Origin of the sequence: Amycolatopsis sp. WAC 01376 (assembly GCF_003947415.1) — a bacterium.
Classification (GTDB): domain Bacteria; phylum Actinomycetota; class Actinomycetes; order Mycobacteriales; family Pseudonocardiaceae; genus Amycolatopsis.
Window position 1 is genome coordinate 33,223 of record NZ_QHKL01000003.1, and the last position, 26,700, is coordinate 59,922.

At 68.5% G+C, this 26,700-nt stretch carries 28 protein-coding genes; 17 read left to right on the plus strand and 11 right to left on the minus strand.

Annotated features, from left to right (window positions below):
- Window positions 1-285: 285 nt before the first annotated feature.
- The 8 genes from DMH03_RS42330 to DMH03_RS16875 all read left to right on the plus strand — a co-directional run bounded on the left by DMH03_RS42330 (window position 286) and on the right by DMH03_RS16875 (window position 5,164).
- Window positions 286-435 (plus strand): hypothetical protein, encoded by a 150-nt coding sequence (locus tag DMH03_RS42330; protein WP_199748906.1) that lies wholly within the window; start codon window positions 286-288, stop codon window positions 433-435.
- A gap of 102 nt (window positions 436-537) precedes the next feature.
- Entirely contained in the window at window positions 538-846 is a 309-nt protein-coding gene (locus DMH03_RS16845; RefSeq protein WP_125792997.1) for a DUF6235 family protein, read from the plus strand.
- A 250-nt stretch (window positions 847-1,096) separates the two neighbouring features.
- On the plus strand, window positions 1,097-1,582 hold the full coding sequence (locus DMH03_RS16850) for a DUF6423 family protein (protein ID WP_125792998.1): 486 nt from the start codon (window positions 1,097-1,099) through the stop codon (window positions 1,580-1,582).
- A gap of 8 nt (window positions 1,583-1,590) precedes the next feature.
- The gene (locus DMH03_RS16855) at window positions 1,591-2,910 is read left to right on the plus strand and encodes an FAD-dependent oxidoreductase (protein WP_125792999.1); all 1,320 of its coding nucleotides are present in this window, start codon (window positions 1,591-1,593) and stop codon (window positions 2,908-2,910) included.
- Window positions 2,903-3,379: a DUF6187 family protein gene (locus tag DMH03_RS16860; protein WP_125793000.1), complete on the plus strand. Its 477-nt coding sequence runs from the start codon at window positions 2,903-2,905 to the stop codon at window positions 3,377-3,379. Before DMH03_RS16855 ends, DMH03_RS16860 begins: the two co-directional genes overlap by 8 nt.
- Window positions 3,351-3,896 carry a carboxymuconolactone decarboxylase family protein gene (locus DMH03_RS16865; RefSeq protein ID WP_125793001.1) on the plus strand — a complete coding sequence of 182 codons (546 nt, stop codon included), beginning with the start codon at window positions 3,351-3,353 and terminating at the stop codon, window positions 3,894-3,896. The genes DMH03_RS16860 and DMH03_RS16865 overlap by 29 nt, the downstream gene beginning before the upstream one ends.
- A 246-nt stretch (window positions 3,897-4,142) precedes the next feature.
- Window positions 4,143-4,334, plus strand: a complete 192-nt coding sequence (locus DMH03_RS16870) for a hypothetical protein (protein ID WP_125793002.1) — start codon at window positions 4,143-4,145, stop codon at window positions 4,332-4,334.
- 221 nt (window positions 4,335-4,555) lie between these two features.
- Entirely contained in the window at window positions 4,556-5,164 is a 609-nt protein-coding gene (locus DMH03_RS16875) for a DNA-binding response regulator (RefSeq protein ID WP_199748907.1), read from the plus strand.
- On the opposite strand, the gene DMH03_RS16880 is transcribed toward DMH03_RS16875, so the two are convergent.
- Window positions 5,161-7,491, minus strand: a complete 2,331-nt coding sequence (locus tag DMH03_RS16880) for a sensor histidine kinase (RefSeq protein WP_125793946.1) — start codon at window positions 7,489-7,491, stop codon at window positions 5,161-5,163. The two genes, DMH03_RS16875 and DMH03_RS16880, sit on opposite strands and share 4 nt — an antisense overlap.
- A 364-nt stretch (window positions 7,492-7,855) precedes the next feature.
- Here DMH03_RS16880 and DMH03_RS16885 point away from each other — a divergent pair, with 364 nt between their 5' ends.
- The gene (locus DMH03_RS16885) at window positions 7,856-8,476 is read left to right on the plus strand and encodes an L-threonylcarbamoyladenylate synthase (RefSeq protein WP_125793003.1); all 621 of its coding nucleotides are present in this window, start codon (window positions 7,856-7,858) and stop codon (window positions 8,474-8,476) included.
- A gap of 74 nt (window positions 8,477-8,550) precedes the next feature.
- On the opposite strand, the gene DMH03_RS16890 is transcribed toward DMH03_RS16885, so the two are convergent.
- The 3 genes from DMH03_RS16890 to DMH03_RS16900 all read right to left on the minus strand — a co-directional run bounded on the left by DMH03_RS16890 (window position 8,551) and on the right by DMH03_RS16900 (window position 10,835).
- Window positions 8,551-9,237, minus strand: a complete 687-nt coding sequence (locus DMH03_RS16890; protein WP_125793004.1) for a winged helix-turn-helix transcriptional regulator — start codon at window positions 9,235-9,237, stop codon at window positions 8,551-8,553.
- Between the two features lie 46 nt (window positions 9,238-9,283).
- On the minus strand, window positions 9,284-10,063 hold the full coding sequence (locus DMH03_RS16895; RefSeq protein ID WP_125793005.1) for an AfsR/SARP family transcriptional regulator: 780 nt from the start codon (window positions 10,061-10,063) through the stop codon (window positions 9,284-9,286).
- 166 nt (window positions 10,064-10,229) lie between these two features.
- Window positions 10,230-10,835, minus strand: a complete 606-nt coding sequence (locus DMH03_RS16900; protein ID WP_125786028.1) for a DNA-binding response regulator — start codon at window positions 10,833-10,835, stop codon at window positions 10,230-10,232.
- Between the two features lie 428 nt (window positions 10,836-11,263).
- Here DMH03_RS16900 and DMH03_RS16905 point away from each other — a divergent pair, with 428 nt between their 5' ends.
- Window positions 11,264-12,259 carry a DUF1702 family protein gene (locus tag DMH03_RS16905; RefSeq protein WP_199748908.1) on the plus strand — a complete coding sequence of 332 codons (996 nt, stop codon included), beginning with the start codon at window positions 11,264-11,266 and terminating at the stop codon, window positions 12,257-12,259.
- 78 nt (window positions 12,260-12,337) lie between these two features.
- Here the strand turns inward: DMH03_RS16905 and DMH03_RS16910 are convergent, their stop codons facing one another.
- Window positions 12,338-13,036 carry an AraC family transcriptional regulator gene (locus DMH03_RS16910; protein ID WP_125793007.1) on the minus strand — a complete coding sequence of 233 codons (699 nt, stop codon included), beginning with the start codon at window positions 13,034-13,036 and terminating at the stop codon, window positions 12,338-12,340.
- 454 nt (window positions 13,037-13,490) lie between these two features.
- Between DMH03_RS16910 and DMH03_RS16915 the strand changes: the two genes are divergently transcribed.
- Window positions 13,491-14,096 carry a DNA-binding response regulator gene (locus tag DMH03_RS16915; protein WP_125793008.1) on the plus strand — a complete coding sequence of 202 codons (606 nt, stop codon included), beginning with the start codon at window positions 13,491-13,493 and terminating at the stop codon, window positions 14,094-14,096.
- A gap of 12 nt (window positions 14,097-14,108) precedes the next feature.
- Here DMH03_RS16915 and DMH03_RS16920 read toward each other — a convergent pair whose 3' ends face one another.
- Window positions 14,109-15,206, minus strand: a complete 1,098-nt coding sequence (locus DMH03_RS16920; protein ID WP_125793009.1) for a glutamate--cysteine ligase — start codon at window positions 15,204-15,206, stop codon at window positions 14,109-14,111.
- Window positions 15,207-15,340: 134 nt separating this feature from the next.
- Here DMH03_RS16920 and pip point away from each other — a divergent pair, with 134 nt between their 5' ends.
- Window positions 15,341-16,297 (plus strand): prolyl aminopeptidase, encoded by a 957-nt coding sequence (gene pip, locus DMH03_RS16925; protein WP_125793010.1) that lies wholly within the window; start codon window positions 15,341-15,343, stop codon window positions 16,295-16,297.
- Between the two features lie 176 nt (window positions 16,298-16,473).
- Here pip and DMH03_RS16930 read toward each other — a convergent pair whose 3' ends face one another.
- From DMH03_RS16930 to ligD (DMH03_RS16945), 4 genes are all read right to left on the minus strand, one after another.
- A complete protein-coding gene (locus DMH03_RS16930; protein WP_233611541.1) occupies window positions 16,474-16,899 on the minus strand; it encodes a tyrosine-protein phosphatase in 426 nt (141 codons plus the stop codon).
- A 480-nt stretch (window positions 16,900-17,379) separates the two neighbouring features.
- Window positions 17,380-18,636, minus strand: a complete 1,257-nt coding sequence (locus tag DMH03_RS16935; RefSeq protein WP_125793947.1) for an HNH endonuclease signature motif containing protein — start codon at window positions 18,634-18,636, stop codon at window positions 17,380-17,382.
- Window positions 18,637-18,941: 305 nt separating this feature from the next.
- Window positions 18,942-19,760, minus strand: a complete 819-nt coding sequence (locus tag DMH03_RS16940) for a DUF4097 family beta strand repeat-containing protein (protein ID WP_125793011.1) — start codon at window positions 19,758-19,760, stop codon at window positions 18,942-18,944.
- Window positions 19,761-19,984: 224 nt separating this feature from the next.
- Window positions 19,985-20,938 (minus strand): non-homologous end-joining DNA ligase, encoded by a 954-nt coding sequence (gene ligD, locus DMH03_RS16945; protein ID WP_125793012.1) that lies wholly within the window; start codon window positions 20,936-20,938, stop codon window positions 19,985-19,987.
- A 21-nt stretch (window positions 20,939-20,959) separates the two neighbouring features.
- On the opposite strand from ligD (DMH03_RS16945), the gene ligD (DMH03_RS16950) reads away from it, so the two are divergent.
- From ligD (DMH03_RS16950) to DMH03_RS16970, 5 genes are all read left to right on the plus strand, one after another.
- The gene (ligD, locus tag DMH03_RS16950; RefSeq protein ID WP_125793013.1) at window positions 20,960-21,877 is read left to right on the plus strand and encodes a non-homologous end-joining DNA ligase; all 918 of its coding nucleotides are present in this window, start codon (window positions 20,960-20,962) and stop codon (window positions 21,875-21,877) included.
- Between the two features lie 60 nt (window positions 21,878-21,937).
- Window positions 21,938-22,210 (plus strand): hypothetical protein, encoded by a 273-nt coding sequence (locus DMH03_RS16955; RefSeq protein ID WP_125793014.1) that lies wholly within the window; start codon window positions 21,938-21,940, stop codon window positions 22,208-22,210.
- A gap of 113 nt (window positions 22,211-22,323) precedes the next feature.
- Window positions 22,324-22,866 carry a MarR family winged helix-turn-helix transcriptional regulator gene (locus DMH03_RS16960; RefSeq protein ID WP_125793948.1) on the plus strand — a complete coding sequence of 181 codons (543 nt, stop codon included), beginning with the start codon at window positions 22,324-22,326 and terminating at the stop codon, window positions 22,864-22,866.
- A gap of 79 nt (window positions 22,867-22,945) precedes the next feature.
- Window positions 22,946-24,310, plus strand: a complete 1,365-nt coding sequence (locus tag DMH03_RS16965) for an aminotransferase class V-fold PLP-dependent enzyme (protein ID WP_125793015.1) — start codon at window positions 22,946-22,948, stop codon at window positions 24,308-24,310.
- Between the two features lie 34 nt (window positions 24,311-24,344).
- Window positions 24,345-25,733 (plus strand): amino acid permease, encoded by a 1,389-nt coding sequence (locus DMH03_RS16970; protein WP_125793016.1) that lies wholly within the window; start codon window positions 24,345-24,347, stop codon window positions 25,731-25,733.
- Here the strand turns inward: DMH03_RS16970 and DMH03_RS16975 are convergent.
- Window positions 25,711-26,694 carry an ROK family transcriptional regulator gene (locus DMH03_RS16975; RefSeq protein WP_125793017.1) on the minus strand — a complete coding sequence of 328 codons (984 nt, stop codon included), beginning with the start codon at window positions 26,692-26,694 and terminating at the stop codon, window positions 25,711-25,713. The genes DMH03_RS16970 and DMH03_RS16975 overlap by 23 nt on opposite strands.
- Between the last annotated feature and the right edge of the window lie 6 nt (window positions 26,695-26,700).

The window sequence follows — 26,700 nt, forward strand, 5'->3', positions numbered from 1 at the left end:
GTCTCGCTGCTCGGGGACGGCCGGGTCGGGCCACGACAGGCCCAGCAGGTCGACGTCGAGTTCGTCGTCGGCGTAGATCTCGTACGGGTCGAGGCGCTCGGTCATGGTGTGCTCCTTGGTTTTCCGGATACCACAAGGGCACTACCGGTACCCCCTCGCCCGCAACTTTTTCTTTGCTCAGCACGAGCCCTCCGGTGTCCTCGATCGCGTCACGATCGGTTCCCGATCGGACGGGTTCATCCTGGTTGTCAAGTGAGTCGTTCATCGAAGGCCGGGAGGAACGCCATGACGGCACAGGTGCGAATTCGAGTGGTCGGCGATGATTTCGACCCGCGCGGGACCGTCGAGGCCGACGCGACGGCGCTCGTCCCGGAGCCGCGGCGGACCGCCGAGAACGAGCCGGCGGCAGAGCACATCATCCTCGGCTACAACTAGCTCGACCGGTACGTAAAGCACGGACAAAGAAGACCACCGGGTATCGCGCGCGCGAGAATGAAGATCGCCCACGACCCGGCCAGACCACGAGGAGGCCTCCGGATGGCTATGCGCCTCCAGCTCACGTCGGGTTTGCAGGTGCTGGAAGAATGGGCGATCAATGCACCGCAGGCCGATCGCAATGTCATCTACGAAGCACTTTTCGCGGTGGCCGACGGATCCGCCTTTCTCATCTACGACATTTTCGGAGACGGCCGCGATCCGCATCAGTTCATTATTCTGGTGAAGCATGATCTCGTCATCCGGATAGGGCTCAAGCGGTCCGATTCCTCGTTCGAGATCGTCTACATCGGCGCGCTGGAGCACGGCACGCCCGCCGCTGCCTGGGTCGAGGACGCCGACGGCTCCTGAGCCGGTACCGCTGAACGGACCAGTCTCCTGCCCCTTACCGGCAGCCTTTCGTACCAGCGGGTCATGCGTTCCTCATCTTGACATCGTCCAGTTCGGCGTGAAATTCTTCCGGTGTTTGGGGGCGGGGGAATTCTGCCGGGCTGGAATTTGTGTTCTGTTTTCGTCTCGAGGGCTGGAGGCACAAAAGATGTCATCACCTGAATTCCCGGGATTGGATGTTTCCACACGGGTACGCGCACGTGACATTCAGATGGCCGGGGTCGCCGATGTCCGCCGCCGGGTGCTGATGATCTCCGGCGCGATCGACACCACCGACCACGATATTTCGGTCAGCGTCAACCTCCCGGAGCCGGGTCGCTGGCAGGTGATCAAGTCCGAGACCAACCTGACCGACAAGACCTGGGTCGCGATGCAGGTCGTCACCGACGAGGATTCGACCTTCGTCAACGACGCCGACACCCTCGTGCTTTCCCGCCAGTTCTCGAAGTCCTTCATGACGCCCGACCAGCGCCGCCTCACCTTCTACGACGGTGAAGTCCGGCCCGGCGAGGCCGTGCTGAAGGTGTACTCGCTGGACGCGGGCGGGCGGAAGCCGACCTATTCCTACTCCCGGTACAGCCCGATCGCGACCGACACCGCCGAGCAGTCCCAGCAGACCCTGGACGAAATGATCAGCAACGGGATGAAACAGCGACCCGTGATCGAGCTGATCGTCCCGGTGACCGTGATCGGCTGAGTACGCCGGTGATCACGTTCGTCCCGGAACCCCATCTGCTCGAATCGCCGCGCGGGCGGGAGTGGCCGGTCGTCCCCGGCGCCCGCGCGGCGGCGACGGCGGAACCGCCGTCCGGCGCCGACGTGGTCATCGTCGGCGCGGGTCCGGCGGGGCTCGCGGTCGCTTCCGCGTTGTGGCACCACGGCGTGCGAGACCTCGTCATCGTCGACCGCGACGGCCGTCCCTGCGGCCGGTTCTTCGACCGGATCGACCTGCTCGGCCAGCGCGTGCTGCGGTCGCCGTACGAGCACCACCCCGGCGTCGAGGGCTACCGCGACTGCGAACTGCTGGACTTCGCCCGGCTGCACTGGTCGGTGCTGACGCCGGTGGAGCGCCGCGAGATCCGGATGGCGCAGGCCGGGCACCGGTCCGTCGTCCCCGTCGACGTCTTCGAGGCCTACTGCCGTCATCTGGCCGCGAGCCATCACGTCACCGAACGGACCTGGCGCGGTTCGGTACGCGAGGTGCTGCCGACGTCCGAGGCGGTCACCGTGCGCGCCGACCGGTTCTCCGTGACCGCGCGCCACGTCGTGCTGTGCCTCGGCGAGGAGCGCCGGTCCGCCCCGGACACCTGGTGGGGCGGCGGTCATCCGCCACGCGGGGTGAGCTACTGGGACGAACCCGTTCCCGCCGGCGGGAAGCGGCTCGCCGTCGTCGGCGCCGGCCTCACCGCCGCACACCTGATCTCCAACGGGCTCGCCCAAGGCCGCGAGGTGCACTGGGTGGTTCGTGAAACGGGCGAGCGCTACCAGTGCGCCGACGTCAACTCGTCGTTCTTCCGGCCGGAAGGCCGCGCCCGCTTCGACGGCGTGAGCCGGCCGGAACGGCTCGAACTGATGGGCCGCTTCCGGCGCGCGTCGATCATGTTCGAGTTCCGGCCGATGCTCGAGGCCGCCGAAGCCGAGGGACGGCTGATCGTGCATCGCGGCAAGGCGATCACGAAGGTCGCACCGGGGGTCGCCCTGCACCTCGAAGACGGTTCGCGGGTTTCCGTGGACCAAGCCGTCCTGGCGCTCGGCACCACGCCGTCGATCGGTGACGGCCTGATGCCCGGCGAGGCCGTTCTCGACCGCGGCGGCTGGCCTGAGCTGGACGAGCGCACCTTCGCCTACCTCGGCGCGCCCCGGGTCTTCGCCGTCGGCGCGGCCGCGGGGATGGCGCTGGGCCCGGCCGCCCGCAACATCGACGGCCACCGCGTCGCCACCGCGCGGGTCGCGGCCGCCGTCGCCGAGAACCTGCGGCGGGAAGCCCCGCTGCGGACGGCCGCGAAGGACGTCGCCCGTGTCTGAACCGTACGATTCCCGCTTCACCCTGCCGTCGATCGACGACGCTCCCTCCACCGAGGCGGGGGTGATCCTGCTGGGCCTGGACGCCGAACGCCTGCTGGCCGGCGTCGGGCTCGCCCGTCTCGCCGACGAGCCCGCGCTGGTCGCCCTCGCCGTGGACCAGGCCCGGCACGACGCGCTCGACCTGGGCACCGGCGCGCTCGTCGAAGCCGGGATCGCCCGCTGGCGTGCGGTGCGCCCGTTGATCGAAGCAGGTCCGGAGATGACAGCGGCGGGCTCCCTGCGCCGAGAATGGGAACACGCCACCGCGCGGGTCGCCGCCACGGTGACCGGGCTGGGACCGGCTTCGGTTGCCTGTCTCGCGGCCTGCTGGCTGCGGCGCGACGACGTCAAAGAGTTCGCCGAACACGGGCGGGCGCCGGAAAAGGGGAGCGGTACACACGATGTCCTATCTCGGGTCTTTGCCGACTGACACCACGCTGCTGCAGGTCTTCCGGAAGTTCCCGGCCCCCGCGTCGAAACTGCTGGATCTCCACGAACTGATCATGCGGGCGCCGTCGGCGTTCGACGCGGGGGAGCGGGAGCTGATCGCGGCCTACGTCTCCGGCGTCAACGACTGCCGGTACTGCCACGGGGTCCACACCGTCACCGCGGAGGCTTTCGGTGTGCCGGAAGGGCTTCTGGCGGCCGCGCTGGCCGATCTGGACTCCTCGCCCGTGGACGGGCGCATGAAGCCCGTACTGGCCTACGTGGGCAAGCTGACGCGCACGCCGTCCCGGATGACCGACGCCGACGCCGAAGCGGTGTTCGCGGCGGGCTGGGACGAGGCCGCGCTGCACGACGCCGTCCTCGTCTGCGCCCTGTTCAACTTCATGAACCGGATGGTCGAGGGGCTCGGGATCCGCGCCGACGACGCCTACGCGAAGATTTCGGGCGTGCGGCTGAAGGAGGGCGGGTACGCCGGGCTGGCGCGCCTGCTCGAATCCTGAGTCGACTGTCCACACCGGACAAACGGTGCCTCACCGAGACCGGCCGGCCGCGTTCCGTCACCGGCGAAAGCCTCTGTTACTCCGTTCGACAGCGGAGGGCGCGGAAGTGGAGCAGTCGAGGAGAACCTTCTGGCGTAGGTGAAAAGCACATCCCCGCGATGATGCATGGCACTGGCCGCGAACCGGCCCTGGGCAGCACGATTCCCTCAGCGAAGGAAAACCGCCGAACAGCCTGGGAGTCATTCGATGAAGAACGCTGTGACCGACAACGTCCGCTCGCTCTTCGCCGTCCGGGGAATCGACACCGGTTTCGCCGGAAACCAGGTCGACCTGGTGATCGACCGTTTCGACAACTGGACCAATCAGCCGCGTGGTGAGGTCTTCAACTGTTTCACCGGAGCCTGTTGCACCGCTCCGCCACTGGCCGAGGCGAGCTGAGCGCACCTCACCGGACCGCCGCTCGCGCCCCGAAGGCGAGCGGCGGTCAGGCATGTCGACGGAAAGTAGCCGACCGACTGCGGAACCGGTCGCCCCGCGCCGCTTTTGCCGTGACGTCCCCAAAACGGACCGGACCGACGCACCACCCGAACGGTGGAACGCGTTCCGTCCGGGCGTGTTTATGTTGGGGGCCATGGGGGTGCGCGTGAGGGGATGGCGCGATGGTGATCAGAGTCCTGGTGGCCGAAGACATGCATATCGTCAGGGGAGCGCTCGTGGCGCTGCTGCGGCTGGAGCCCGACATCGAAGTGGTGTCCGAAGTGGCTTCCGGTGACGAGATCCTCGCCGCCGCGCGGGTTTCCCGGACGCAGGTCGCGGTCATCGACATCGACCTCCCCGGCAAGGACGGGCTCACCGCGGCCACCGAACTCCACGAGCAGCTGCCCGAGGTCAGGACCCTGATCCTGACCAGCCTCGGCAGGCCCGGCACGCTCCGCCGGGCGCTGGCGGCCAAGGTGAACGGGTTCCTGTTGAAGGACGCCCCCGCGGAGAAACTCGCCAACGCCGTGCGCGGTGTGGCGGCCGGGCGCCGGATGGTCGACGGCGACCTGGCACTCGCCGCCTGGGACACCGTGGAATGCCCGCTGACCCCGCGGGAGATCGACGTCCTGCGGCTGACCGCCGAAGGCCGCGACACCCTTGAGGTCGCGGCGAAGGCCTTTCTCTCCACCGGAACCGTGCGCAACTACCTGACCACGATCGTTTCGAAGCTCAACGCGCGCAACCGGGTCGACGCGATCCGGATCGCCAGGGACTCCGGCTGGATCTAGACGGGCACCACGGCGTGCAGCCGGAACCGCCCGTCGGCCTCGACCCCGGCGGTCAGCTCCCCGCCGAGTCCGGCGACGCGGTCGGACATGTTCGTGATGCCGCTGCCCGGGGCCTCGACCCGCGCCTGCCGCTCCGGCCGTCCCGGATTCGGCGGCCGTCCGTTCTGGACGCCGTCGTTGACGATGTCGAGCGCGACACCGTTCACGGTCCGCCGCACGGCGATCTCGCAGCGTTCGACCTTGCTGTGCCGCAACACGTTCGTCACGCCTTCGCGCAGCACCACGGCCAGTACCGTCCGCACCGTCGTCGGCAGGTCGCCCTGCTCGATCTCCAGCCGCACCTGGACGTCGGCGGCCACCAGCACGGCCTGCGCCGAACGGGACTCCTGATCCAGCGACAGTTCACGGTAGCCGCTGGCCACCGAGCGGACGTCGCCCAGCGCCTGCCTGGTCAGCCCGAGGATCTCCAGCAGCTCGTCGGAGGCGCGGGTGGTGTCGATGTCCATGATCCGGCTGGTCAGCTCGCTCTTCAGCGCGATCGCCGAGAGGCTCATCCCGAGCAGGTCGTGCAGGTCGCGGGCGAACCGCAGCCGCTCCTCGGCGACCGCGACCTCGGCGAGGCGTTTCCTGGTCTCGCCCAGTTCGGTCACCAGCCGGATCAGCCAGATGAGACCGAAGACCATCAGCCCGGTGTTCAGGATGGACGCGAAGCTGTAGAAGCCGCCGAGGAAGTCGGTGCCGTAGCCGATCCGGATCAGCACCACGCCCGCCGCGGTCGCGGCGAACGCCGTCCATCCGGCCAGCGGCGGCAGCACCAGCAGCGCGGTGCCGGCGAACAGGCTGGGCAGGCTCACCCAGGCGTGCCCGAGCGGGATCAGCGGCAGGAAGATCAGGCAGGCCTGCACGAACAGCAGCGCGTAGCTCTGCCGCGAGCGCAACCGGACGTTCGGCCGGGCGAAATAGGACAGTTGCAGCGTGGTCAACGCGGTGAGATACCCGGCGATGAGGACGAGGGACCAGCCGTCGTCGGTCAGCATGAAGGCCCGGGCCATCGCGGAGAGGCTGAAGAAGAGGAAGACCGCGGACATCGTCCATTGGACGTTCCTGGCGTCGATCCGGGACCAGTGGCCGGGCTCCTGTTCCAGCGCCGCCTCGGCGGGTTCGGCCTGCTCGGGCACCGGGAGTTCGGCGTGCAGCCGCCACCGGCCCGCCGCGTCGGGGCCCGCGCCGAGCTTCCCGCCGTGCCCGGCGACCTCCTCGGTCACCTCACGCAGGCTCTCCGCCGTCTCCTCCGGGACGTCCTCGTGCGCCGTCCCGTCGTGCACGATCTCCAGCGCGACCCTGCCACCGGTCTCGCGCACGGTGATCTCACAGTGCTCGACGCCGGTGTAGCGGAGCACGTTCGTGACACCCTCGCGGAGCACCTTCGCCAGCAGGGTGCGCAGCTTCACCGGCAGCTCGACCTGTTCGAGGTCGAGCCGCACCGCGACGTTCGACGCCGAGAGCAGCGACACCGCGGTCCGTGATTCCTTGTCGAGCGAAAGCTCCCGGTAGCCCCTGGCCACCGACCGCACGTCGGACAGCGTCCGCTGGGCGATCCCGGTGATCTCGGCGAGTTCCGCCCGCGCCTGGTCCAGGGATTTGCGCAGCAGCCGGTGCACCAGCTCGCCCTTGAGCGCGATCGCCGACAGGCTGAGCCCGAGCAGGTCGTGCAGGTCCCTCGCGAAGGCCAGCCGCTGCTCCGCGACGGCCCGTCGCGCCAGTTCGGTCCTGGCCTGGTGCAGCTCGGTCACCAGCCGCGCGAGCCAGGTCAGCAGATACACGACCAGGGCGTAGAAGACGGCGGTGACGCTGTCGAACAACGCCCCGAGCCAGGTCTCGTCGTAGGTCCACAGGATCCAGATCGTGCCCGCCATGAACACGGTGAACACGGTCCAGCCCGTCCTCGGCCGGAACAGCAGCAGCGCGCTGCCCGCGGCGAGGGTGGTCAGCGAGCTCAGCGCCGCGTCGAAGTGCACGGTCGACAGGTAGGCCAGGCACGCCTGCACCACCAGCATCGCTTTCGCGAGCCTGGTGTCCAGGCGGACCGCCGGACGGCTGAAGAACAGCAGCTGGATCGCCAGCACGGGCCCGACGTACAGCACCGCCAGCAGGCCATGCCAGAAGTCGACCCCCGGCTGCAGCAGAACCGCGAGGAGACCGAACAGACAGGAGTTGACGAAGACGACGGTGATGATCAGCCCGGCGAGGAACAGTGCCCGCCGGGGGCGCCGGTCGACCCCGGCGGTACCCAGAGGTTCGGCGGTCACCGCGAGCTGTTCCGGCACAGGCACCCCAGTGGTCACAGAAGAAGTCTCGGTCTTCGTCGTGCTTCCCCCTGCGTTGGCCGTGGCAGGCCGCCGCACGACCTTCCATCGCCGTGTGATTCGGATCCTAACCCATGTTCGTTACCCCGGTGGCTTCTTCCGGGTAGGGGCGGACGGCCGCAAGGGAGACGCTTTCCCGGCTGGGGACAGGGAAAATCGCCTCGATCACCCACGCGGGTGTGGTTCGTTCGGACCATGAGCGCGATCGCGGAAGACGCCACGATGGAAGACGTGCGCCGATCCGCCGTTCCACTGTGTACGCCGTGTACGCCCTGCCGGGCGGGCTCTCGCGGCGGCCGCGGCCCGGTGGCCCTAAGCTCGGCGCATGGCCAGGTATTTCGACGTACATCCGGAGAATCCGCAACGACGCGCGATCGGACAGGTCGTCGGCATCCTGCGCGAAGACGGGCTCATCGCGTATCCGACGGACTCCTGTTTCGCCCTCGGCTGCCAGCTGGGGAACAGGCAGGGCATCGACCGCATCCGGAGCATCCGCAAACTGGACGACCGCCACCACTTCACCCTGGTGTGCCAGGATTTCGCCCAGCTGGGCCAGTTCGTGCACGTGGACAACGCCGTCTTCCGCGCGGTCAAGGCGTCGACGCCGGGCAGCTACACCTTCATCCTGCCCGCGACCAAGGAGGTGCCGCGCCGTCTGCTGCACGCCAAGAAGAAGACCGTCGGCGTGCGCATCCCGGACCACGTGGTCACCCAGGCGCTGCTGGGCGAGCTCGGCGAGCCGCTGCTGTCGAGCACGCTGCTGCTGCCCGACCAGGAGGAGCCGATGACCCAGGGCTGGGACATCAAGGAACGCCTGGAGCACGTGGTCGACGCGGTGATCGATTCCGGCGAATGCGGGGTCGAACCCACCACGGTCATCGATTTCTCGTCGGGGGAGCCGGAGATCGTGCGGCGCGGCGCCGGCGACACCTCACGCTTCGAATGACGCGATTCGGCACCTGGTCGCGATCGTCGCGTGTGCAAGGACCGCAAGCAGGTGCCGAATGGCGGACGTCATCTTCAGTGCGTGACGAGCCCTTCGGTCTTCGACGGCGCCGAGGGGATGTGGAACAGCCGGGTGAACAGCTCCAGCATCGCCGGATCGCCCTTCACGGCCACCGCGCCGCAGGTGAGCGCGCTCGCGGCGTCCAGCTCGCCGTTCAGCAGCTTGAGCACGACCGGGCCGCGCGGCTCGATGATGAGGTCCGGCTCCGGTAGCGGGCCCTCGCCCGCGGTCACCGCGCCGTCGTCGATCACCGCGTGGACGATCATCTGATCGCCGTAGTGGAGCTCGAACGAGCACTGGATGCCGCGGGCGGCGTCCGGCTGGAACGTCGTGTAGAGCGACAGGATGGCCGCGTCGAGGGTGAACAGGTCGTCGGCCGCCGGGTCGGTCAGCGACCGGGCGCCCCACAGGCCCAGCTGCAGCAGGATCTGGTCGAGGTCGTTGCCGTACTCGGTGAGCTCGTAGACCACCCCGGCGTCGAGCTGCGAGAGCACCCGGCGCTGGACGACGCCGTGCCGTTCGAGTTCGTTGAGCCGGGTCGACAGGATGCTCGTCGGGATCTTCGGCAGGCCGTGCTGCAGCTCGTCGAAACGCTTCGGGCCGAGCACCAGGTCGCGGATCACGAGCAGGGACCAGCGTTCCCCGATGATCTCGAGCGCGCGGGCGAGGCCGCAGAACTGGCCGTAGGTGCGAGCGGTCATGCTTGACTCCTCAACTTCCTTGATCTGGTGACGGGGTGGTGCTCGTTCAGCGGACGGGGTGTCCCTCGGAAAGCAGTTCGCGATGCAGCTCCCGCAGCTCGGCGCAGGGTTTCACCCCCAGTTCGTCCTCCAGCCGGGTCCGCAGCCACTCGAACGTCGCGAGCGCGTCGCTGCGCCTCCCGCTGAGCCCGAGCGCGCGGATCAGCTGGGCGTGCAGGGTTTCGTCGAACGGGTCGGCGGTGGTGAGCGAGCGCAGCACGCCGAGCATCTCCCGGTGGTTCCCGGCGCGGATCTCGGCCTCGATCCACAGGTCACGGGCGTTGCGCCGATGCTCCAGGAGATAGACGGTGTAGGCGGCCAAGGTCGGTCCACAGTGGATGTTCGCCAGCGGGGGACCGGACCACAGGTCCAGCGCGGTGCGGAACGCGTGCGCGGCCGCCGCGTTGTCGCCTTCGTCCAGCAGGTCGCGGCCGAGGCGGTGAAGCCGGTGGAACTCCGACACGTCGACCACGCCCGCGTCGATGTCGAGCCGGTAACCGGGCGCGCTGGTGACCAGCAGGCCACCGGCGCCGTCCGGGTCGAGATGGCGGCGGAGGTGATGGACGTAGGTGTGCAGGGTCCGGCGGACACTGCGCGGCGGCGTGTCGTTCCACAGCTCGTGGACCAGCGAGTCGACGTGGACCGTCTTGCCGGGACGGATGAGCAGCATCGCCAGCAGTTGCAGGAGTTTCGGCGTGCTCGGCGCGCGATCGACACCGCCGATGTGCAGCTCGAGCGGCCCCAGAACCCTGGCCGTGTCACCTGGTCCGATGGTCATCGCGTGCATCCCTGCCCCTCCGGCGGAATCCCCCTCAATGACGGTGACAGAGGCGGAACCTTCGGAACAGTGCCGGAAACACCCGGCGGACGGTGATTTCTTCGTTGCCCCGTATGCGATCGTCACGACCTGGAGCGGAGAACCGGTTGTGGCAAAAGAGAAGACGCGGAAAGGGTCAGAGCCAGTCGGAATCGGTGGCGATGCGGATGGCGTCCACCCGGTTGCGGGCGTTGAGTTTCGTGACCACCGTGGCGAGATAGTTCCGCACGGTTCCCGGTGACAGGAACAGCTCCGCCGCGATGTCGGCGACCGTGCGCCCGTTCGCGGCGAGGCGGAGGATCTCGGCTTCCCGCGGGGTCAGCGGGCAATCCTCGGTTTCCCATGCGGACAGCGCGAGTTCACTGTCGATGACGCGGCGGCCGATGGCGACCGAGCGGACGGCGTTGGCGAGCTTGTCGGCGGGCGCGTCCTTGAGCAGGAAACCGTTCACCTTCGCGTCGAGCGCGCGGCGTACCGTGCCCGGGCGGCCGAGCGAGGTGAGGATCAGCGTGCGGACGCTCGGAAGTTGCTGATAGAGCTCGGAAGCGGCGGCGAGCCCGTCCTTGGCGGGCAGGTCGATGTCGATGATCGCGACGTCCGGCAGATACTCCGCGGCCATCGGAAGGATCTTGTCGCCCGAGCAGACCTCCGCGACCACCTCGATGTCCTGTTCGAGGTTCAGCAGAGCGACCAAGGCGCCGCGGACCATGTGCATATCCTCGGCCAATAGGACTCGGATCACTCCGACCTCCTCTTCCCCAGAAACGCGCTAACTCTCAGTGTACATAGCAAACCCGGAAGAGTGAATCGGAATCGCACGATACAAGGTTGCGCTTTTTTCGGCGGCCTGCTCGACCGGGCGGAACCCTGGTGAGCTGCGACGATGGCATGGCTTCGACCATGGTGAAACTGAGAGCGATCGATTACTCGCTGTTAGGTGAGAAGACGGTAAAAACTATTGCCATAAGTGGTTTTCATTCCCTGTTGAGCACGTTCCATTACGGTGAATTCGTCCGGCGAACGGGTGAATTCGACGTCTTTCGAAGACGCGGCTGGACTGTTCGGCGGTACCGGGGCGCCGACCTCGATCGGCCGTCGAGCGCGGCGTGGTCTCCTCGCATGAGCCGAGTTCGCGCGCGAAGCCGACACTATCCACAAAGGACGTAAGTGATGAGCTCATTGCTGGGTGCCCTGCGCAAGGTCATGTTCGCGCCTTCGCTGGCTTCGGTCGGCTTCGAGGGGCGAGGCTTCGGAGTATCGCCGACGCCGGCGACCGCCCGTCTGGAGTCGATCCCGCAGTCGGTGGTGTGCGGCTTCGAGTGGGGGATCGACGCGCCGGCGCTGTGGGAGGCCGAGCGGCGGCTGGACATGGTCGAGCCGGAGCTGCGCGGGTTCGCCTACGAGGGCGCGGCGATGGCGTTCACCATCCTCGACGTCATGCCCGGCGGCCGGACGGACCGCACGGCCGAACTGATGAGCGGCCCCGGACTCCCGCACGTGTTCCTGACCTACATCGGCATCGGGTTCGCGATGGCCCGGCTGCCCCGCCCGCTGTGGAAGAAGGTGCTGCCGGAACTGGACGGCGTCCCGTTCCACCCGACGATGAGCTGGCTGGCCGTCGACGGCTACGCCTTCGATCGCGCCTACTTCGACACGCGCAAGTGGGTCGAGGAGCAGTTCGTCCCCAAGCCGTACCCGTGGGCGGGCGCCCCCGCGTACTTCCCGCGCGCCTGCGACCAGGGCATCGGGCGGGCGCTGTGGTTCATCAACGGTGGCGACCCGGTGAAGGTCGCCGCGGCGGTGAACCGCTTCCCCGCCGGACGCCGCCCGGACCTGTGGAGCGGGGTCGGGCTGGCTTCGACCTTCGCGGGCGGCTGCGACCGGCCGGGACTGGTGAGGCTGCGCGAGTCGGCGGGGGAGCACCAGGACGAACTCGGCCTCGGTGTCGTGTTCGCGGTGAAGGCGAGGACGTTCTCGTCGTTCGTCCCGCCGCACACCCGCCTCGCCGCGCGGGCACTCGCCGGGCTGAGCATCGAGGAGGCCGTCGACCTCGCCGACTCGACCGAGGTCACCGCGGACGCCGCGGACGGGACGCCCGCCTATGAACTGTGGCGGCAGAACATCCGGGACGGGCTGGCCCCCGCGGCGGGCCGCCTGTCCGCCTGAGGTGCCGCAGATGTCAGGAAAGGGTCGTTCAAGACGTTTTTCGTCCTGAACGACCCTTTCCTGACATCCGGGAGAAGATCAGGCCGCGCGCCTGAACGGCTCCGGCCGGTGCCGCAGGTCGGGCAGCGCGAGCAGGACCGGCGGGTCGAACAGGCGCTTGGGGCGCATCCGCAGATCCGCCAGCCGCGCGGAGACGCCCGGTTCGACGGTGATCGGGCCGTGGTGCCCGGTGTACCCGGTGCCGCGGCGCATGGGCGGGCCGGTCACGCAGTGCGCGACGAGGTGCCAGGTGCCTTCCGGGACATCGGTCAGCTGATAGGGGCCGGGGGCGTCGATGACCGTGTAACGCACGGGCGCGCCCTCGGGGATGCGCGTCGGGAAGAGGCCGACGAAGACGAGGCCGGGCGAGATCTCCGGCGGCGCCGACACGAACCCTCGGACGACGGCCCGCTTCGCGCCCGGACGGGGATCGCCCGCGAGGTGGCGCTGGAACCCGCCCTGCCGTCGGTACGCGGACGGGGAGAGGCCGACCCGGCTGCTGAACCGCGTGCTGAAGGTGCCGACACTGTTGTAGCCCACCTGGCGGCTGATGTCGGCGACCGTGATCGAGGTCGTCAACAGCAGGCTCTTGGCCTCGTCGAGCCGCAGCGCGGACAGGAACCGGCCGGGCGAGACGCCGGTGGCCTGCTGGAACACCCTGGTGAAATGGAATTTGCTGAACGTCGCCGCACGGGCGATGTCATCGATAGTGAGCTCTTCGCCCAGTTTCTCGTTCATGGCCCCAATGGCTCGCTCCACGGCTCGCCGGACAGTCTCATCCATTGTACCGTCCTTTCGCTCGAGGAATTCTGGCTTGCTTTGCGGTTTCGACACTAGTGTTCGCCGCCGCTTCTCCTGAAGTGCTTGATTCACCGCCGGATATGGATTCATGTGTGCGCCGACGTGAAAATTTCACGGGGTCCCGGACATGCGAAAACCACGGTCCGGCGGTGCTGGGCACACTGGATCTCACCGGCCGATGCTCGCAGAATTCCTGGTAGCGCATTCACGCCGGAACTTCCCCGGCCGTGTTGGCGCGGTCCGAAGAACGTATTCCCGCGGCAACACAGAACCGGCCCTTGACCGCGTCCCCCCGTGGCGGTCAAGGGCCGGTTTCCATTTCGCGGAACGTGTGTGTGAGGATAGTATCGGCGGCTCGGGGGCGGGAAGCGGCGAAAGGCAGATGGGGTCGATGATCAAGGTCCTGGTGGCCGAGGACATGCACATTGTCCGTGGGGCCCTGGTCGCGCTGCTCGGTTTGGAACCCGACATCGAGGTCGTCGCCGAATGCGCCAGCGGCGACGAGATCCTCCCGCTCGCGCGATCCGCGAATCCCGACATCGCGCTCATCGACATCGACCTGCCTGGCAAGGACGGGCTCACCGCCGCCGCCGAACTGCACGAACAACTGCCTGGCGTGCGCACGCTGATCCTCACCTCACTCGGCAGCCCGGGAACCCTTCGGCGGGCCCTGGCCGCGAAGGTCAACGGTTTCCTGCGCAAGGACGCACCCGCCGACAGGCTCGCCAACGCGATCCGCGGGGTCGCCGCCGAAGGCCGCGTCGTCGACGGCGATCTGGCGCTCGCCGCCTGGGACAGCGAGGAATGCCCGCTCACCGCCCGCGAGATCGAGGTGCTCCGGCTCGCGTCGGTCGGCTCCGACCCGACCGAGATCGCGGCCGAACTGTTCCTGTCCGCCGGCACCGTGCGGAACTACCTGACGACCATCGTGTCGAAGCTCAGCGCCCGCAACCGGGTCGACGCGGTGCGGATCGCCAAGGAGTCCGGCTGGCTGTGACGCCGGTTCGGTTCACCGGGTCGGGACGTTCATCGTCGCGTGGGCGAGCTCCGCGGCGAACTCGCCCGGCGAAGCGGCTTCCGCGAACAACCGGCGCTGCCGGGCAGCGCCGGTCCCGTGTTCGAACACCGCGTCCAACCCCCGCTCGACGTCTTCCTCGTCGCCCGCGGCCTTGAGCGCCGGCCGGACGAAATCGACCAGTTCGCGGAGCAGATCGCGCTGATCGGCCTCCCTGCCGGTGAAGACGTCGACGCCCGGCCCGTCGAGACCCCGGCGCGCGGCGGCCGTCAAAGCCGCACCGATCCGGGACCCGCGGGCCCGCGGCGGCCTCGTCGTCACGGCGCAGGTCGCGACCAGTCCGCGCACCAACGCGGCGAGGAGCACCGCGTCGTCGGCGGCAAGGCAGACGTCGGCGATCCGCACCTCGACCGTGGGATGGCGAGGGGAAAGGCGGGCGTAGAAGTACACCCCCGCCGCGTCGAGCGCGTCGCCTCGGCGCAAGGCGTCGCCGATACTCCGGTCGTACGCGGCCGCGCCGGACCATTCGTCCGGCGGTTTCGCCGTCGGCCAGCGGTCCCAGATCGGAAAGCGCCTGCTCGACCACCCGGAGTCGGCGCCGCGCTCCACCGGGGAGTTCACGCTGAGCGCCAGCAACGGGGCGAGCCACGGCCGCAGCCCGGTGAGGATCCGCGCGCCGAGCTCCCGCGACGGCAGGCCGACGTGCACATGACAGGCACACGTCCCCGCCTCGTCGATCAGCTCCGGGAACGCCTGTGCCATCCGCCGGTACCGCGGTTCGGGGGTGAGCGTGTCTCCCCTCAGGTCGCCGGGCGGGATCCCCGCCGCCACCATGAGGCAACCGTCGGCCTCCGCCGCCGTCGCGACGGTCTGCCGCAACCGCGTCAGCTCCGAGCGCACCTCGTCGAGGCCGCGGCAGACGCCGGTCGCGGTCTCGATCTGGAACCGCATCAGCTCACCGCTGACGTCCGGCCCGGAAGCGAGACTCGCGAGAAGTTCGGGGGCCCGCAACGCGACCGCGCCGTCCACCGGGTCGAGAAGGACGAACTCTTCCTCCACCCCAAGGGTGAAGTCCATGCCGTCGACCGCCATGTCTCTCCGTTTCCGGGGATTTCGCCGGTACCTCCGAATCTCCTCCTCCGAGCGCGGCGGGGAAAGGGCCGGTGTGCTGAACTTCGTTGCGGCGAAAGTGTTTCGTGGTCTCACTGACCGTCTAGGGTTGGTTCATGATCGATCTGTATCCCCCTGCCGAGCCTTATGACAAAGGACTGCTCGATGTAGGTGACGGCAACTTCGTCTATTGGGAGACCTGCGGGAACCCGGACGGCAAACCGGCGGTCATGCTGCACGGTGGCCCCGGGCAGGGCTGCACGCCGGGCATGCGGCGGATGTTCGACCCGGCCCGCTACCGCGCGGTGCTGTTCGACCAACGCGGCTGCGGCCGCAGCACCCCGCACGCGAGCGACCCCGCGACCGACATGCGGCACAACACGACCCACCATCTCGTCGCCGACATGGAACGGCTGCGGGAACACCTGGGTATCGAACGCTGGCTCGTCACCGGCGGTTCGTGGGGTACGACGCTCGCGCTCGCCTACGCCGAACGGTTCCCGGAGCGGGTCACCGAGATCGTCGTCAGCGCGATCAGCACGACACGGCCTTCCGAGATCGACTGGCTGTACCGCGGCGCCGGCCGGTTCTTCCCCGAAGAATGGGCTCGCTTCCGCGGCGATCTCTCCGGTGACCTCGTCGCGGCCTACGCGCGGCTCATGGAAGATCCCGACCCGCACGTGCGGACCGAGGCCGCTCGCTCCTGGTGTGCCTGGGAGGACACCGTGCTCTCACTGGAACCCGGCGCGACCGTCCACAATGGTCCGATCGGCGACTGGGAACTGGCCTTCGCGCGCATCGTCACGCACTACTATTCCCACGCCGGCTGGCTGGACCCCGGCGCACTGATCCGCGACGCCGTCCTGTTGCGGGACATCCCCGGTGTGCTGATCCACGGACGCCGGGACCTGAGCTGCCCGGTGGACACCGCCTGGGAACTCGCCCGCGCCTGGCCCGGGGCGGAACTGCTGATCGACGACGGCTCCGGGCATCGGTCGAGCGACGTGAAACGGGCCTGGAAACTCGCGGCGCTGGACCGGTTCGCTTCACGAGGGTCGGCTTCAGGTAAGTAGGTGACTCCTTAGCCGCCTGAGCTGGCGCTCGGTCGCGCCGCCCGTCAGCAGGTAAGCCGGCACACCTCCATGACGGTCTTCCAGGTGGGCCAGCGTCCGGAGGATTGTGGCGCCACTGCAACCATCCGTGCGCGCGTAGTCCGCGGCGATCGACGCGGCGGGCACGCCCGCGACGCTCAGCGCCAGCGCCACGAGCACCCCGTCCGGTCTCGCCCGGCGCTGCAGTGCACCGCGATCGGACCGGGTGGCGCGTCACCCAGCCGCAGGAAGACGTCCGTGATCTGGCGTTGGTTGTCGTCGAGCATGGACCGGTAGGCATCCGGCATGGTGGTGCCTTGTTCCGCCAGTTCGGCAATCAGGGGCGCGTTGAGATAACCGGGATCGTCCGCGAACGGACTGGGCTCCCGCGCGGTCTCTCGCGCCCATCGGAGGTCCAAGATGCGACCGGTCCCCGCCGCGCGAACCGCCGCTATCCCACCGGCGGTCAACCGATTGTGGCTGTCCGACCGGAGAAGCGCGCCGAAACGGACCCGTTGGCCGTCAGCAGAGGGCAGTCCGCCTACGTCACGGCCGTTGAGGCAGCCTTCCCAATCCAACCTCATCGAGCGACTCCAAGGTGAACTGTTTTATTGAGGGGTAAGTCAAACGTGTCTTGGCGTGGGGCCGGTGTCGCTGCTGCGTACGCGTTCTCCTGGTAGTGAAAGCCTCTTTGCCTACCTTGATGGTGGTTGAGGAGGCTTTCGCTACCGTCGGATGTGTTCCCTGGTGACGGTGGGACGGTTGTGACCTCCGTGGCCTTCATGTACTTCGGTAAGGCGTGATTCGCGTGCCTTGACGCCGCACTCGGGAGTGCGGAGCCTGAACACACGAGTTCCGTCTACAAACACGCGAGATCGGGTTTGAACACGCGAGTACGGGTGTCACGTCACCCAGCCCACCGTCTCGTCCGAGACACGACACGTTTGCCTTACCCCTCAATAAGTCTGCGGATCGGTGACGTACCCTGCGGCACCATATCGAGAGCGTCGCGGTGTCGGCACGTTGTCCTTATGTCCCAGGGGTGGATAGATCGGGTGGTCGGCTTAAATCCTGAGGTGCATGGTGTTCCTTCGTGGTGTTCCGGCGGGGTCGAGGTAGGTGGGGGCGGTGAATTCGGGTAGTCCGTCTTGGGCGATGTGGACTTTCCATTTGCTGTGGTGGATGAGCCGGTGATGCCGGGTGCAGAGCAGTACGAGGTTGTCGATCTTGGTTTCGCCGTGGTGGCGCCAGAAGACGATGTGATGGGCGGTGCAGCGCGGTACGGGCATGTCGCAGCCGGGGAAGGCGCAGCCGCCGTCGCGGATGGTTAACGCGTATTTTTGGGCGAGGGAGACGGTGCGTTTGGAGCGGCCGATGTCCAAGGGTTCGCCTGCGGTGCCGAGGACGCCGGGTCGGACGCGGGCGTCGCAGGCGAGGATGCGGGCGTCGGTGGCGCTGATCGGCCCGACGAGGTCGAGGTGGGCTTCGCCGATGTCGCGGATGAGGTCGTCGTAGGACATGGTGACGAGGATGTGGGTGGCTTCGCCGGCTTGGCCGGGGAGGTTGCGGCTGGTGGTTTTCAGGCGGACGTAGTCGGTGAAGGCGTCGCCGTAGCGTTCGTCTTGGGTGCGGGAGTCACGGATGCCGTCGATGGCTTTGTGGGGTTTGGCCATGGGGTCGAGGTCGGATTTGAGGCGGGCGTAGGTTTCGAGGTCGAGGGTGGCTTTCAAGCCGAGGGTGCCGTCGCGGTGTTGGACGAACCGCATCTCCGGCCGGACATCCTTCGGATCCTCGTTGCGGGGTTCTTTGCCGTCGGGGTCGAGTTCGTCCAGCAGGCGGCGTCCGGCGCGGGCGATCTGCCGCGGCCCCGCGTGACGAGCCAGATCGACCAGGATCTTCTCTCCGGCTCGCACGTCCTCCTCGGGCACAGTCGAGGGGATGCGCGCGAGAGTGCGGATGATCGCGTCGATCTGCGAACTCCCGATCGCGCCCTCCGCGGCGGCTGCGGCGGTCAGCGGCGCCAGCGGTGGTTCGGGGTCTCCGCCGATGGACGGGCCGGGGTGCAGGGCGAGGACGGCGGCGGCGCGGGCGCTGGCTTCCTTGTCCGTCACGTGGAAGTCCTCGAAGATCAGTGCCGCTAGTGTCGAATGGCCGCTGCATCCGCGTACGCCGCGGGAATTGATTTCCGCGAGGATCGCGTTCTGTTCCGCATCCGCTTGTCGTTTGATGATTTCGAGTTCTTGTTTGCGGGCGTGCAGCGTCGCGGTGTCGACGCGCCACCACTCGGTGGGCGTTGTCGGGGTTGCGTCGTTGCTGGCCACGACCCCAACGATACACCGAATCGAACAGGCGTGCGAGCCCGAACGGCCTAGCATTCGAAAGTCCGCAAAATGCATGTGCAGAGAAAGCCGTGAAGCGTGCGAAGCGGGGAAAGTCGCGAAGTGGAGAAAGTTGCGAAGCGTTCTTAAGCGCGCGAAGCGCTTCGCAATTAGGTGGCTAATTGCGCCAACCCAACCCGCCCCGCCTCACCACTCCAAGACGGCAGCGCCACCCAAGCGTCCCGAAGAAACCCTAGAAGGCACTGCCGCCTAAAGACCGCGAACCCGCGACCCCGCAACACCAGGACTCAAGCCGCCCGGTGGATGACGATGTCGTCGAGCCGGGTGCGGGCGTAGACCTTGACCCCGCCCTGCCCGCCGTCCGTGGCGAAGGAGTTGCGCACGGATCCCTTGGTGCTCTTGGCATCCACCGACGCGGTGTTCCCTTCGATCCCGACCTCGATGCCGCCGGACGCGTTCATCAGCTCGGCCTCGCCGCGCGACAGCCTGCCTACGCGGATCGGACAGTTGGCGGCTTGTGCGGCGACGTCGCCGTCGGCGCGGTCGATGTCGAAACTCCCGCTCGAACCGGAGAGGGTGACGTCGGACCGGGCGTGCCCGATCCAGACCTTGCCGGTCGCGCCCTCGTATCGGACGGTGCCCTCGACCTCGCCGATCCGCACTCCGGCCGAGCCGCCGTCGACGTCAACGGTGCCGGCGACGTGCCCGATCGCGATCTCGCCCGCCGCGAGGTTCCCGCGCACCGACGCGACGCGGTCGACCTGAATCCGGCCTGACGACACCTCCAGCGCGCACTCGCCGAACCGGCCTTCGGCGGTCACGTCCGACCAGGCCGTGTTGAGGACCAGCTGGGAACCGGTGGGCACCTCGATGGTGATCGCGACCGAACCGTTCTTGCCACCCGCCTTCTTCGTCTCGATCGACAGCTTGCCGCCGTCGAAGCCGACCTCGGTGTTCTCGGCGACCTTCACGTCCGACTTGCTCGCGGCGTCGATCGGCTCGACGAGTACGACCGTGTCCGGACGTTCGCTCGCGGTGACGCGGACCCGGGCGCCCGCGGTGGTCAGCGTGGCGGTGATCGGTGACGGCGTGGGGAAGACAGACATGAGAGGAACTCCTCGTTGCGGTGGTCTTTCGTTGTGAGAGCAACGATCGCCGACTGGGCTGACACGGCACCGCCACGACGCTGACATGCCGGGGACGCGACGTCGAAGGGCCGCTGGCCGGAACAAGCCGGGACAGTCCCGCCCTCGCGGAGTGGCAGAACAATGGTGGGAGGAGGGCCATCTCACCGATCCCGGTGACCAGGTCATCCGGCCGATGTGAGCCGCTACGACGGCAGTACGACCTCGTCGGGGGTCTTGTCCGCGCGCAGCCCCCGCCAGGTCGTGTGCCTCAGGCGGCCGTCCGGGGTCCAGTTCCGGTGCACGACCTCTCCGACGAGTTCCGGCTCCACCCACCGCGCCCGCCGCGCCCGGTCACGCGGGACTTCCGACGCGAAAGGAGGTGTCTTCCGTATCAATGGCGCGAGCCTGGCATGCAGGTCTTCGAGGGTCTTGTCGCTGAACCCGGTGCCGACGTCGCCGATGTACCGCAGATCGCCGGACTCGTCGTGCGCGCCAAGCAACAGGGCACCGAGAGTGCCCGAACGCCGCCCTTCGCCGGCGCGCCAGCCACCGATGACGACCTCTTGGGTGTGCCACAGCGCCCGTTTGATCCATTGCCGCGTCCGCTTGCCGGGGTAGTACCGGCTGTCGAGCTTCTTCGCGATCAGCCCTTCGAGCCCGTGTTCTCTGGCGACCTCGAGCAGTCGATCAGGGGAGATGTCGGTGTACCCCGGTGGGATGACGATGCGGCCACCGCCGCCCAGCGACGTCAGCAGCTCGCGGCGGGCGGCGTAGGGCTCGTCGACCAGGAGGTCGCCGTCGAGGAACAGCACGTCGAAGGCGAAGAAATGCACGGGGCTGCGCTCCAGCAGTGACGCGTCCGGCGTACGCAGATGCCGTGTTTGCAGCAGCGGGAAGCTCGGCCGCCCCTTGTCGTCGAGGACGACGATCTCGCCGTCGAGGACGGCTTCGCGGCCATCGAGCGCTTCGCCGGTCAGGTCCGGGTACGTCGCCGTCGTGTCGAGGCCGCGCCGGCTGGTCAAGCGCGTCTCGCCGTCGCGGGCGACCCGCAGACAGCAGCGGTAGCCATCCCATTTGTACTCGTACCCCCACCCGCCGGTGGGCAGGTCACCGTCGGTCGCCAGCATCGGGGCGATCGCATCCGGCACGGTGGGCATACCTCACGGTACCGTCGAAGGGTGCCTGAGGAGCGGATAACGGTCGAGGTCGAGGGACGGCGGCTGGCGCTGTCCAATCTGGACAAGGTGCTCTACCCGTCGCATGGTTTCACCAAACGGGAGGTCCTCGACTACTACCGCCGGATCGCCCCCGTGCTGCTTCCGCATCTGCGCGACCGCGCCGCCACGTTCCGCCGTTTTCCCGACGGTGTCGACGGGGAACCGTTCTACGAGAAGAACGTTTCCCGGCACGCGCCCGATTGGGTGCGCACCGCGCGGCTCACCAACCGGGGCCGTCGCGGCGGGGAGGAGACACTCGATTACCCCGTCGTCGGCGACCTGCCGACGTTGATGTGGGCCGCCAATCTCGCCGCGCTGGAGCTGCATGTTCCACAGTGGACGGTCGGCCCGCGCGGCGCGCGGAAATCACCGGATCTGCTGGTCTTCGATCTCGATCCCGGCCCGCCCGCGGACGTCGTCGACTGCTGCCGGGTGGCCGAGACGCTCAGCGACCTGCTCACCGGAGACGGTCTCACCGTCTACGCGAAGACCAGCGGCAACAAGGGAATGCAGTTGTACTGCCCGGTGCGCACCCGGTCGGACGAACGCACCTCCGAGTACGCCAAGGCGGTCGCGGAGGAGCTCGCGCGCCGGTCACCGGAGTCCGTGGTCGCGCGGATGACGAAGGCGATCCGCCCCGGCCGCGTGTTCATCGACTGGAGCCAGAACAACACCGCCAAGACCACCATCGCGCCGTACTCGCTGCGGGGCCGCGCGATCCCGACCGTCTCCACGCCCGTGACCTGGGAGGAGGTCGAAGCCTGCCGCAAGGCCGCCGACCTGCTGTTCACCGCCGATCAGGTGATCGAACGCGTCGAGGAGATGGGTGACCTGTTCGGCGACATCACCGAGCATCGCGCGGCCGTCCCCGCCCGGTGACCGGTGTCATGTTTGAACGGCTGCGTACGGGAAACTCCCAGGTCGGAGGAGTGACCCCGAATGAACGAGACAGTCAAAGACCCCGAAAGCCTGTCATGCCGCGCCCTGGCCATGCTGCGAGCCGTGGCGCAGGGCAGGGCCGAGATCACCGTCAGCCTGGAGCCGGATCTCTACGTCGACGGCCTGCCGTGCAGTGACCAGAGCACGGCCCACCGTCTCGCCCACGCCGGGCTGATCCGGACGCCGCGTGAAGGCGTTCCCGGCAGCCGCGTGGCCGCCGAGTTGTCCGAAACCGGACAGGATCTGCTGGAGCCCTTGGCGTCCGCGGCCTAGCGCGGAGCAACCCGGAAAGACCACTGTGGACTCCCACCGTTCCGCATACGATCGGCGGAGCGGGTGCGCGGGGGTGCGCGCTCATCGGGCTGGTGCCTCCGGGGCCGGTGAGGATGTGGCTGTTGACCGGGTATCACACACTGGCCGAGACCGAGAACGCCGTGCGGGCCAAACTGGGCGGGATCCCGCTGCTGTGGGAGCGGATGGAGGCGGTCGCCAACCTCCACCGTGCCGCGACGGCGGTGCGGCTGCACTTCGAGAACTCGGTCCTGCGCAACGCGGGCCTCACCTGGACCGCGTTCGTGGTGCTCTGGGTGGTGTGGATCTTCGGTGAGAAGGAGACCAGGCATGTCGCCGCCGAGTCCGGGATCACCAAGGGGACGCTCACCGGCGTGATGAAGACGCTGGAGGCACACGGCCTGGTCACCCGGCGCAAACATCCGGTCGACGGACGTTTGGTGCTGCTCGCGCTGACGGCCGAGGGGGAGCGGCTGATGCGGGAGCTCTTCCCCGAGTTCAACCAGGAGGAAGCGTTCGTCACCGATCGGCTCAGCCCCGCGGAATGCACCGAGCTGGCCGCTTCGCTGCGCGAGATCGTCAGGCAGCTGGAGGAGAAGGGCGAGGAGCGGCGTCAGGCGGCGGCCCGGGGCAACTGACCCCTACCGAAGACGGTTGCGCGAGACCTCCGGCGACTCCTACGTTTTTTGGAGCCGAACGACGCGAAGGGCGCGCTTGATGGACTTCCGGTACTGGCTCGGTCAGGCGTTGACGTCGAACGAGGCGTGGGGGGAGACGTTCGCCCCCTTCCGGCCGCATCCGTCGCTGGAGATCTCCGACGGGCGGTTCGAGGCCGCGTTCGAGGAGCTCACCGAGCGGCTGAAGGACAACTACCCGTTCTTCCACCCGTCCTACGCCGGTCAGATGCTCAAACCGCCGCATCCGGCCGCGGTGGTCGGCTACCTGACCGCGATGCTGGTCAACCCCAACAACCACGCGCTCGACGGCGGCCCCGCGACGGCCGAGATGGAACGCGAGGTCGTCCGGCAGCTGGCCACGATGTTCGGCTACACGGAGCACCTCGGGCATCTGACCACCAGCGGCACGGTGGCGAACCTCGAGGCGCTGTTCGTCGCGCGGGAAACGCATCCGGGCAAGGGGATCGCGTACAGCGCCGAGGCGCATTACACGCATGGCCGGATGTGCGGCGTACTCGGCGTGGAGGGGCATACGGTGCCCGTCGACGCCCGGGGCGCGATGGATCTCGACGCGCTCGAAGAACTGTTGCGCACCGGGAAGATCGGCACCGTGGTGGTCACCGCGGGCACGACCGCGCTCGGCACGGTGGAGCCGGTCCACGAGGTGCTGGCGCTGCGCGAACGGTACGGCGTGCGGGTGCACGTCGACGCCGCCTACGGTGGGTTCTTCCGGCTTCTGTCCGGTTTGGACGGTCCGGAAGGGCTGCCCGAGGCTCCTTGGCTCGCCATCGCCGAGGCCGATTCGATCGTCATCGACCCGCACAAGCACGGTCTCCAGCCCTATGGCTGCGGCGCGGTGCTGTTCAAGGACCCCGGGGCGGGCCGGTTCTACCTGCACGATTCGCCGTACACCTATTTCACCTCGGAAGACCTGCACCTCGGCGAGATCAGCCTCGAATGCTCCCGCGCGGGTGCCGCGGCCGCCGCGCTGTGGCTCACCTTCCGGGTGCTGCCGCCCACCCCCGACGGCCTTGGCCGGGTGCTCGCGGCCGGGCGCCGCGCGGCGTTGCGGTGGGCGAAACTGCTGGAGGACTCCGAGCGGTTCGACCTGTACCAGCCACCGGAACTCGACATCGTCAGCTACTTCCCCCGCACGGAACCGTTTTCGCTGTCCAAGATCGACCAGGAAAGCGCGCGGATCCTGCGCAACGGCATGGCCGCGGCGAGGGAACCGGTGTTCCTCAGCACGCTGCGGGTGAGCGAGCCGCAGTTCGGTCTGCGTCACACCGGAGTCGACGCGGATGCGGACGGCGCGAGGATCCTGCGTAGCGTGCTGATGAAGCCCGAAAGCGAGGACCACGTCGACCGGCTCCACGAGCGGCTGGAAGAGTTGTCCCGCGGTTGAGCTTCTCAGTACGCCGCAGACGAATGGATCCGCCATGCCCGAACCAGGTCCCGCCGAACCCGTGACCGCGATCGAGACCCGATCGCTCGGCACCGGTTTCCGGCGGCGCCACGTCACCATGCTGGCCATCAGCGGGGCAATCGGCGCCGGCCTGTTCGTCGGCACCGGCGCGGGGATCAAGACCGCGGGCCCCGGCATCCTGCTGTCCTATGTGGTCGCGGGCCTGCTCATGGTGCTGGTCATGCGCATGCTGGGCGAAATGGCCGCCGCCGAGCCGAGCAGCGGTTCGTTCTCGGTGTACGCGGAGAAGGCGCTCGGGCGCTGGGCCGGGTTCACCGTCGGCTGGCTGTACTGGTCGCTGCTGGTGGTCGTGGTCGCCGCCGCGGCCACCGCGGCGGCAGGCATCGCGAACGGGCTGCTGCCGGTGATCCCACAGTGGACCTGGGTACTGCTGTTCATGGCGGTGCTGACCGGGGTGAACCTGTTCGCGGTGCGCTCGTTCGGGGAATTCGAGTTCTGGTTCGGCGCGATCAAGGTGACCGCCGTGGTCGGTTTCCTGGTACTCGGCACGCTGGCGGTGTTCGGGGTCCTGCCGGGGACGTCACCGGTCGGGCTGGACAATCTCACCGGGCACGGCGGTTTCCTGCCCAACGGCCTCCAAGGGGTGCTGACCGGTCTGCTCGCGGTCGCGTTCTCGTTCGGTGGCATGGAGCTGGTCACCATCGCCGCGGCGGAGTCCGACGACCCGGCGGACTCGATCCGCCGCACCACGCGCACCGTCATCGTCCGCCTGCTGCTGTTCTACATCGGTTCCGTGGCGCTGATGGTGTTGCTGCTGCCGTGGGAGTCCGCCTCGGCGAACACCAGCCCGTTCGTGACCATCCTGGAGCAGATCGGGGTGCCGGCGGCGGCGCTGCTGATGAGTTTCGTCGTGCTGACCTCGCTGCTTTCGGCGCTGAACGCGAACCTCTACGGCGCCTCGCGGATGGTGTTCTCCCTGGCCGACCGCGGTGAAGCGCCGCGCGCGATGCTCAAGCTGTCGGGAGCGGGCGTCCCCCGGACGGCGGTGCTGGCGTCGGTGGCCTTCGGTTTCGTGGCCGTACTGCTGAACTTCCTCGCTCCCGAACACGTACTGCCGTTCCTGCTGAACGCCATCGGCGCCAACATCCTGCTGGTGTGGATCTTCATCGCGATCTCGCAGCTCAGGCTGCGCCGGGCCGCCGACCGCGACGGCACGGCCGCGGAGCTGCCGGTGCGGATGTGGGGTTTCCCGTGGCTCAGCTGGATCGCGCTGATCGCGATGGCGGGCGTGCTCATTCTCATGTGGACGGACGCCGACGCGCGGACACAGCTGTTCACCAGCGGCGCGGTGGCCGTGCTGATCGTGGTGATCGGCCTGCTCAGGCGACATCCGCGACGCTGAACAGCTCGCGCTCCACGCGGCTGAGGGCGAGCCGGACCGCGCCGAGCGCCACCGAGTCTTCGCCGAGTGTCGACGTCTCGACACGCACCGGGAACAGGCACAGCCGGGCCAGTTCGGCACGCAGCGGCGCCATCAGCAGGGCCAGCGGGTTTCCGGTGCCGCCGACCACCACCAGCTGCGGGTCGACGGCGAGGACGGTCGCGGCGACGAGTTCGACGAACCCACCGGCCTGGCGCAGGGCGCCGATCTCACCCGCCGCGCCGTGGTGGCCGGCGTGCAGCTTTCCGCCGAGCAGCAGGCCCAGTGAGACGGTGCGCCCGGCGTGCACGTAGACGACGTCGTCGAGGCCGTGCGCGGCGCCGCGCCAGTGTTCGGCCAGTGCCGAGAGCTTGGTGTCGTTCCCGGCCAGCACCGGGCATCCGCCGCCGAACTCCGCGGGAAGGTCGACACCGGTCCAGCCGGGAAGGCGGTCGTCGCGGACGACCTTGCCGCCGGACACCACGCCGGTGGTGCCGACGCCGAGCAGCCGCACGTTGACGTGGCCTTCGACGGCCGTGCCGAGCACCCGGCGCGCGGCGCCGAGCCGGTCGGAGGCGGCCATTTCCGGGGTGAGGCCGGTCTTCGCCCGCCCGACGACCTCGCCCCGCAGGTCGGCGACCAGGCACAACGCCTGATGCGGGCCGACTTCGAGGCCGTCGAGGTGGCCGGCCTCGGGGCGGAAGCGGTAGCGCTTGGCGGGTCTGCCGACCGGTCGCGGCGCGTCGGGGGACAGCGGCACCTCCTCGACCAGGCCCTGTTCGCCGAGGTCGGCGGCGATCTCCTCGACCGTCGGCCGGGAGACCTCGCTCGCCTTGACCAGTTCCGCGAGGGTGAGTTCCTCGGCCGCGTACAGCGCCCGCAGGACGGCGATGGCGTTCAGCCGCCGCAGCAGTGATGGATCCCCCCGCGACAGTCTGGCCATGCGGCT

Coding starts and splice junctions, on each gene's coding strand:
- DMH03_RS16890 (WP_125793004.1), bottom strand. CDS start 9,237: ATGACCGCTCGCACCTACGGCCAGTTCTGCGGCCTCGCCCGCGCGCTC.
- DMH03_RS16965 (WP_125793015.1), top strand. CDS start 22,946: ATGGACTTCCGGTACTGGCTCGGTCAGGCGTTGACGTCGAACGAGGCG.
- DMH03_RS16870 (WP_125793002.1), top strand. CDS start 4,143: ATGAAGAACGCTGTGACCGACAACGTCCGCTCGCTCTTCGCCGTCCGG.
- DMH03_RS16905 (WP_199748908.1), top strand. CDS start 11,264: ATGAGCTCATTGCTGGGTGCCCTGCGCAAGGTCATGTTCGCGCCTTCG.
- DMH03_RS16895 (WP_125793005.1), bottom strand. CDS start 10,063: ATGCACGCGATGACCATCGGACCAGGTGACACGGCCAGGGTTCTGGGG.
- DMH03_RS16960 (WP_125793948.1), top strand. CDS start 22,324: ATGTGGCTGTTGACCGGGTATCACACACTGGCCGAGACCGAGAACGCC.
- DMH03_RS16955 (WP_125793014.1), top strand. CDS start 21,938: ATGAACGAGACAGTCAAAGACCCCGAAAGCCTGTCATGCCGCGCCCTG.
- DMH03_RS16910 (WP_125793007.1), bottom strand. CDS start 13,036: ATGAACGAGAAACTGGGCGAAGAGCTCACTATCGATGACATCGCCCGT.
- DMH03_RS16975 (WP_125793017.1), bottom strand. CDS start 26,694: ATGGCCAGACTGTCGCGGGGGGATCCATCACTGCTGCGGCGGCTGAAC.
- DMH03_RS16845 (WP_125792997.1), top strand. CDS start 538: ATGGCTATGCGCCTCCAGCTCACGTCGGGTTTGCAGGTGCTGGAAGAA.
- pip (WP_125793010.1), top strand. CDS start 15,341: ATGATCGATCTGTATCCCCCTGCCGAGCCTTATGACAAAGGACTGCTC.
- DMH03_RS16930 (WP_233611541.1), bottom strand. CDS start 16,899: ATGAGGTTGGATTGGGAAGGCTGCCTCAACGGCCGTGACGTAGGCGGA.
- DMH03_RS16940 (WP_125793011.1), bottom strand. CDS start 19,760: ATGTCTGTCTTCCCCACGCCGTCACCGATCACCGCCACGCTGACCACC.
- DMH03_RS16885 (WP_125793003.1), top strand. CDS start 7,856: ATGGCCAGGTATTTCGACGTACATCCGGAGAATCCGCAACGACGCGCG.
- ligD (WP_125793012.1), bottom strand. CDS start 20,938: ATGCCCACCGTGCCGGATGCGATCGCCCCGATGCTGGCGACCGACGGT.
- DMH03_RS16920 (WP_125793009.1), bottom strand. CDS start 15,206: ATGGCGGTCGACGGCATGGACTTCACCCTTGGGGTGGAGGAAGAGTTC.
- DMH03_RS16865 (WP_125793001.1), top strand. CDS start 3,351: ATGTCCTATCTCGGGTCTTTGCCGACTGACACCACGCTGCTGCAGGTC.
- DMH03_RS16915 (WP_125793008.1), top strand. CDS start 13,491: ATGATCAAGGTCCTGGTGGCCGAGGACATGCACATTGTCCGTGGGGCC.
- DMH03_RS16850 (WP_125792998.1), top strand. CDS start 1,097: ATGGCCGGGGTCGCCGATGTCCGCCGCCGGGTGCTGATGATCTCCGGC.
- DMH03_RS42330 (WP_199748906.1), top strand. CDS start 286: ATGACGGCACAGGTGCGAATTCGAGTGGTCGGCGATGATTTCGACCCG.
- DMH03_RS16970 (WP_125793016.1), top strand. CDS start 24,345: ATGCCCGAACCAGGTCCCGCCGAACCCGTGACCGCGATCGAGACCCGA.
- DMH03_RS16875 (WP_199748907.1), top strand. CDS start 4,556: ATGGTGATCAGAGTCCTGGTGGCCGAAGACATGCATATCGTCAGGGGA.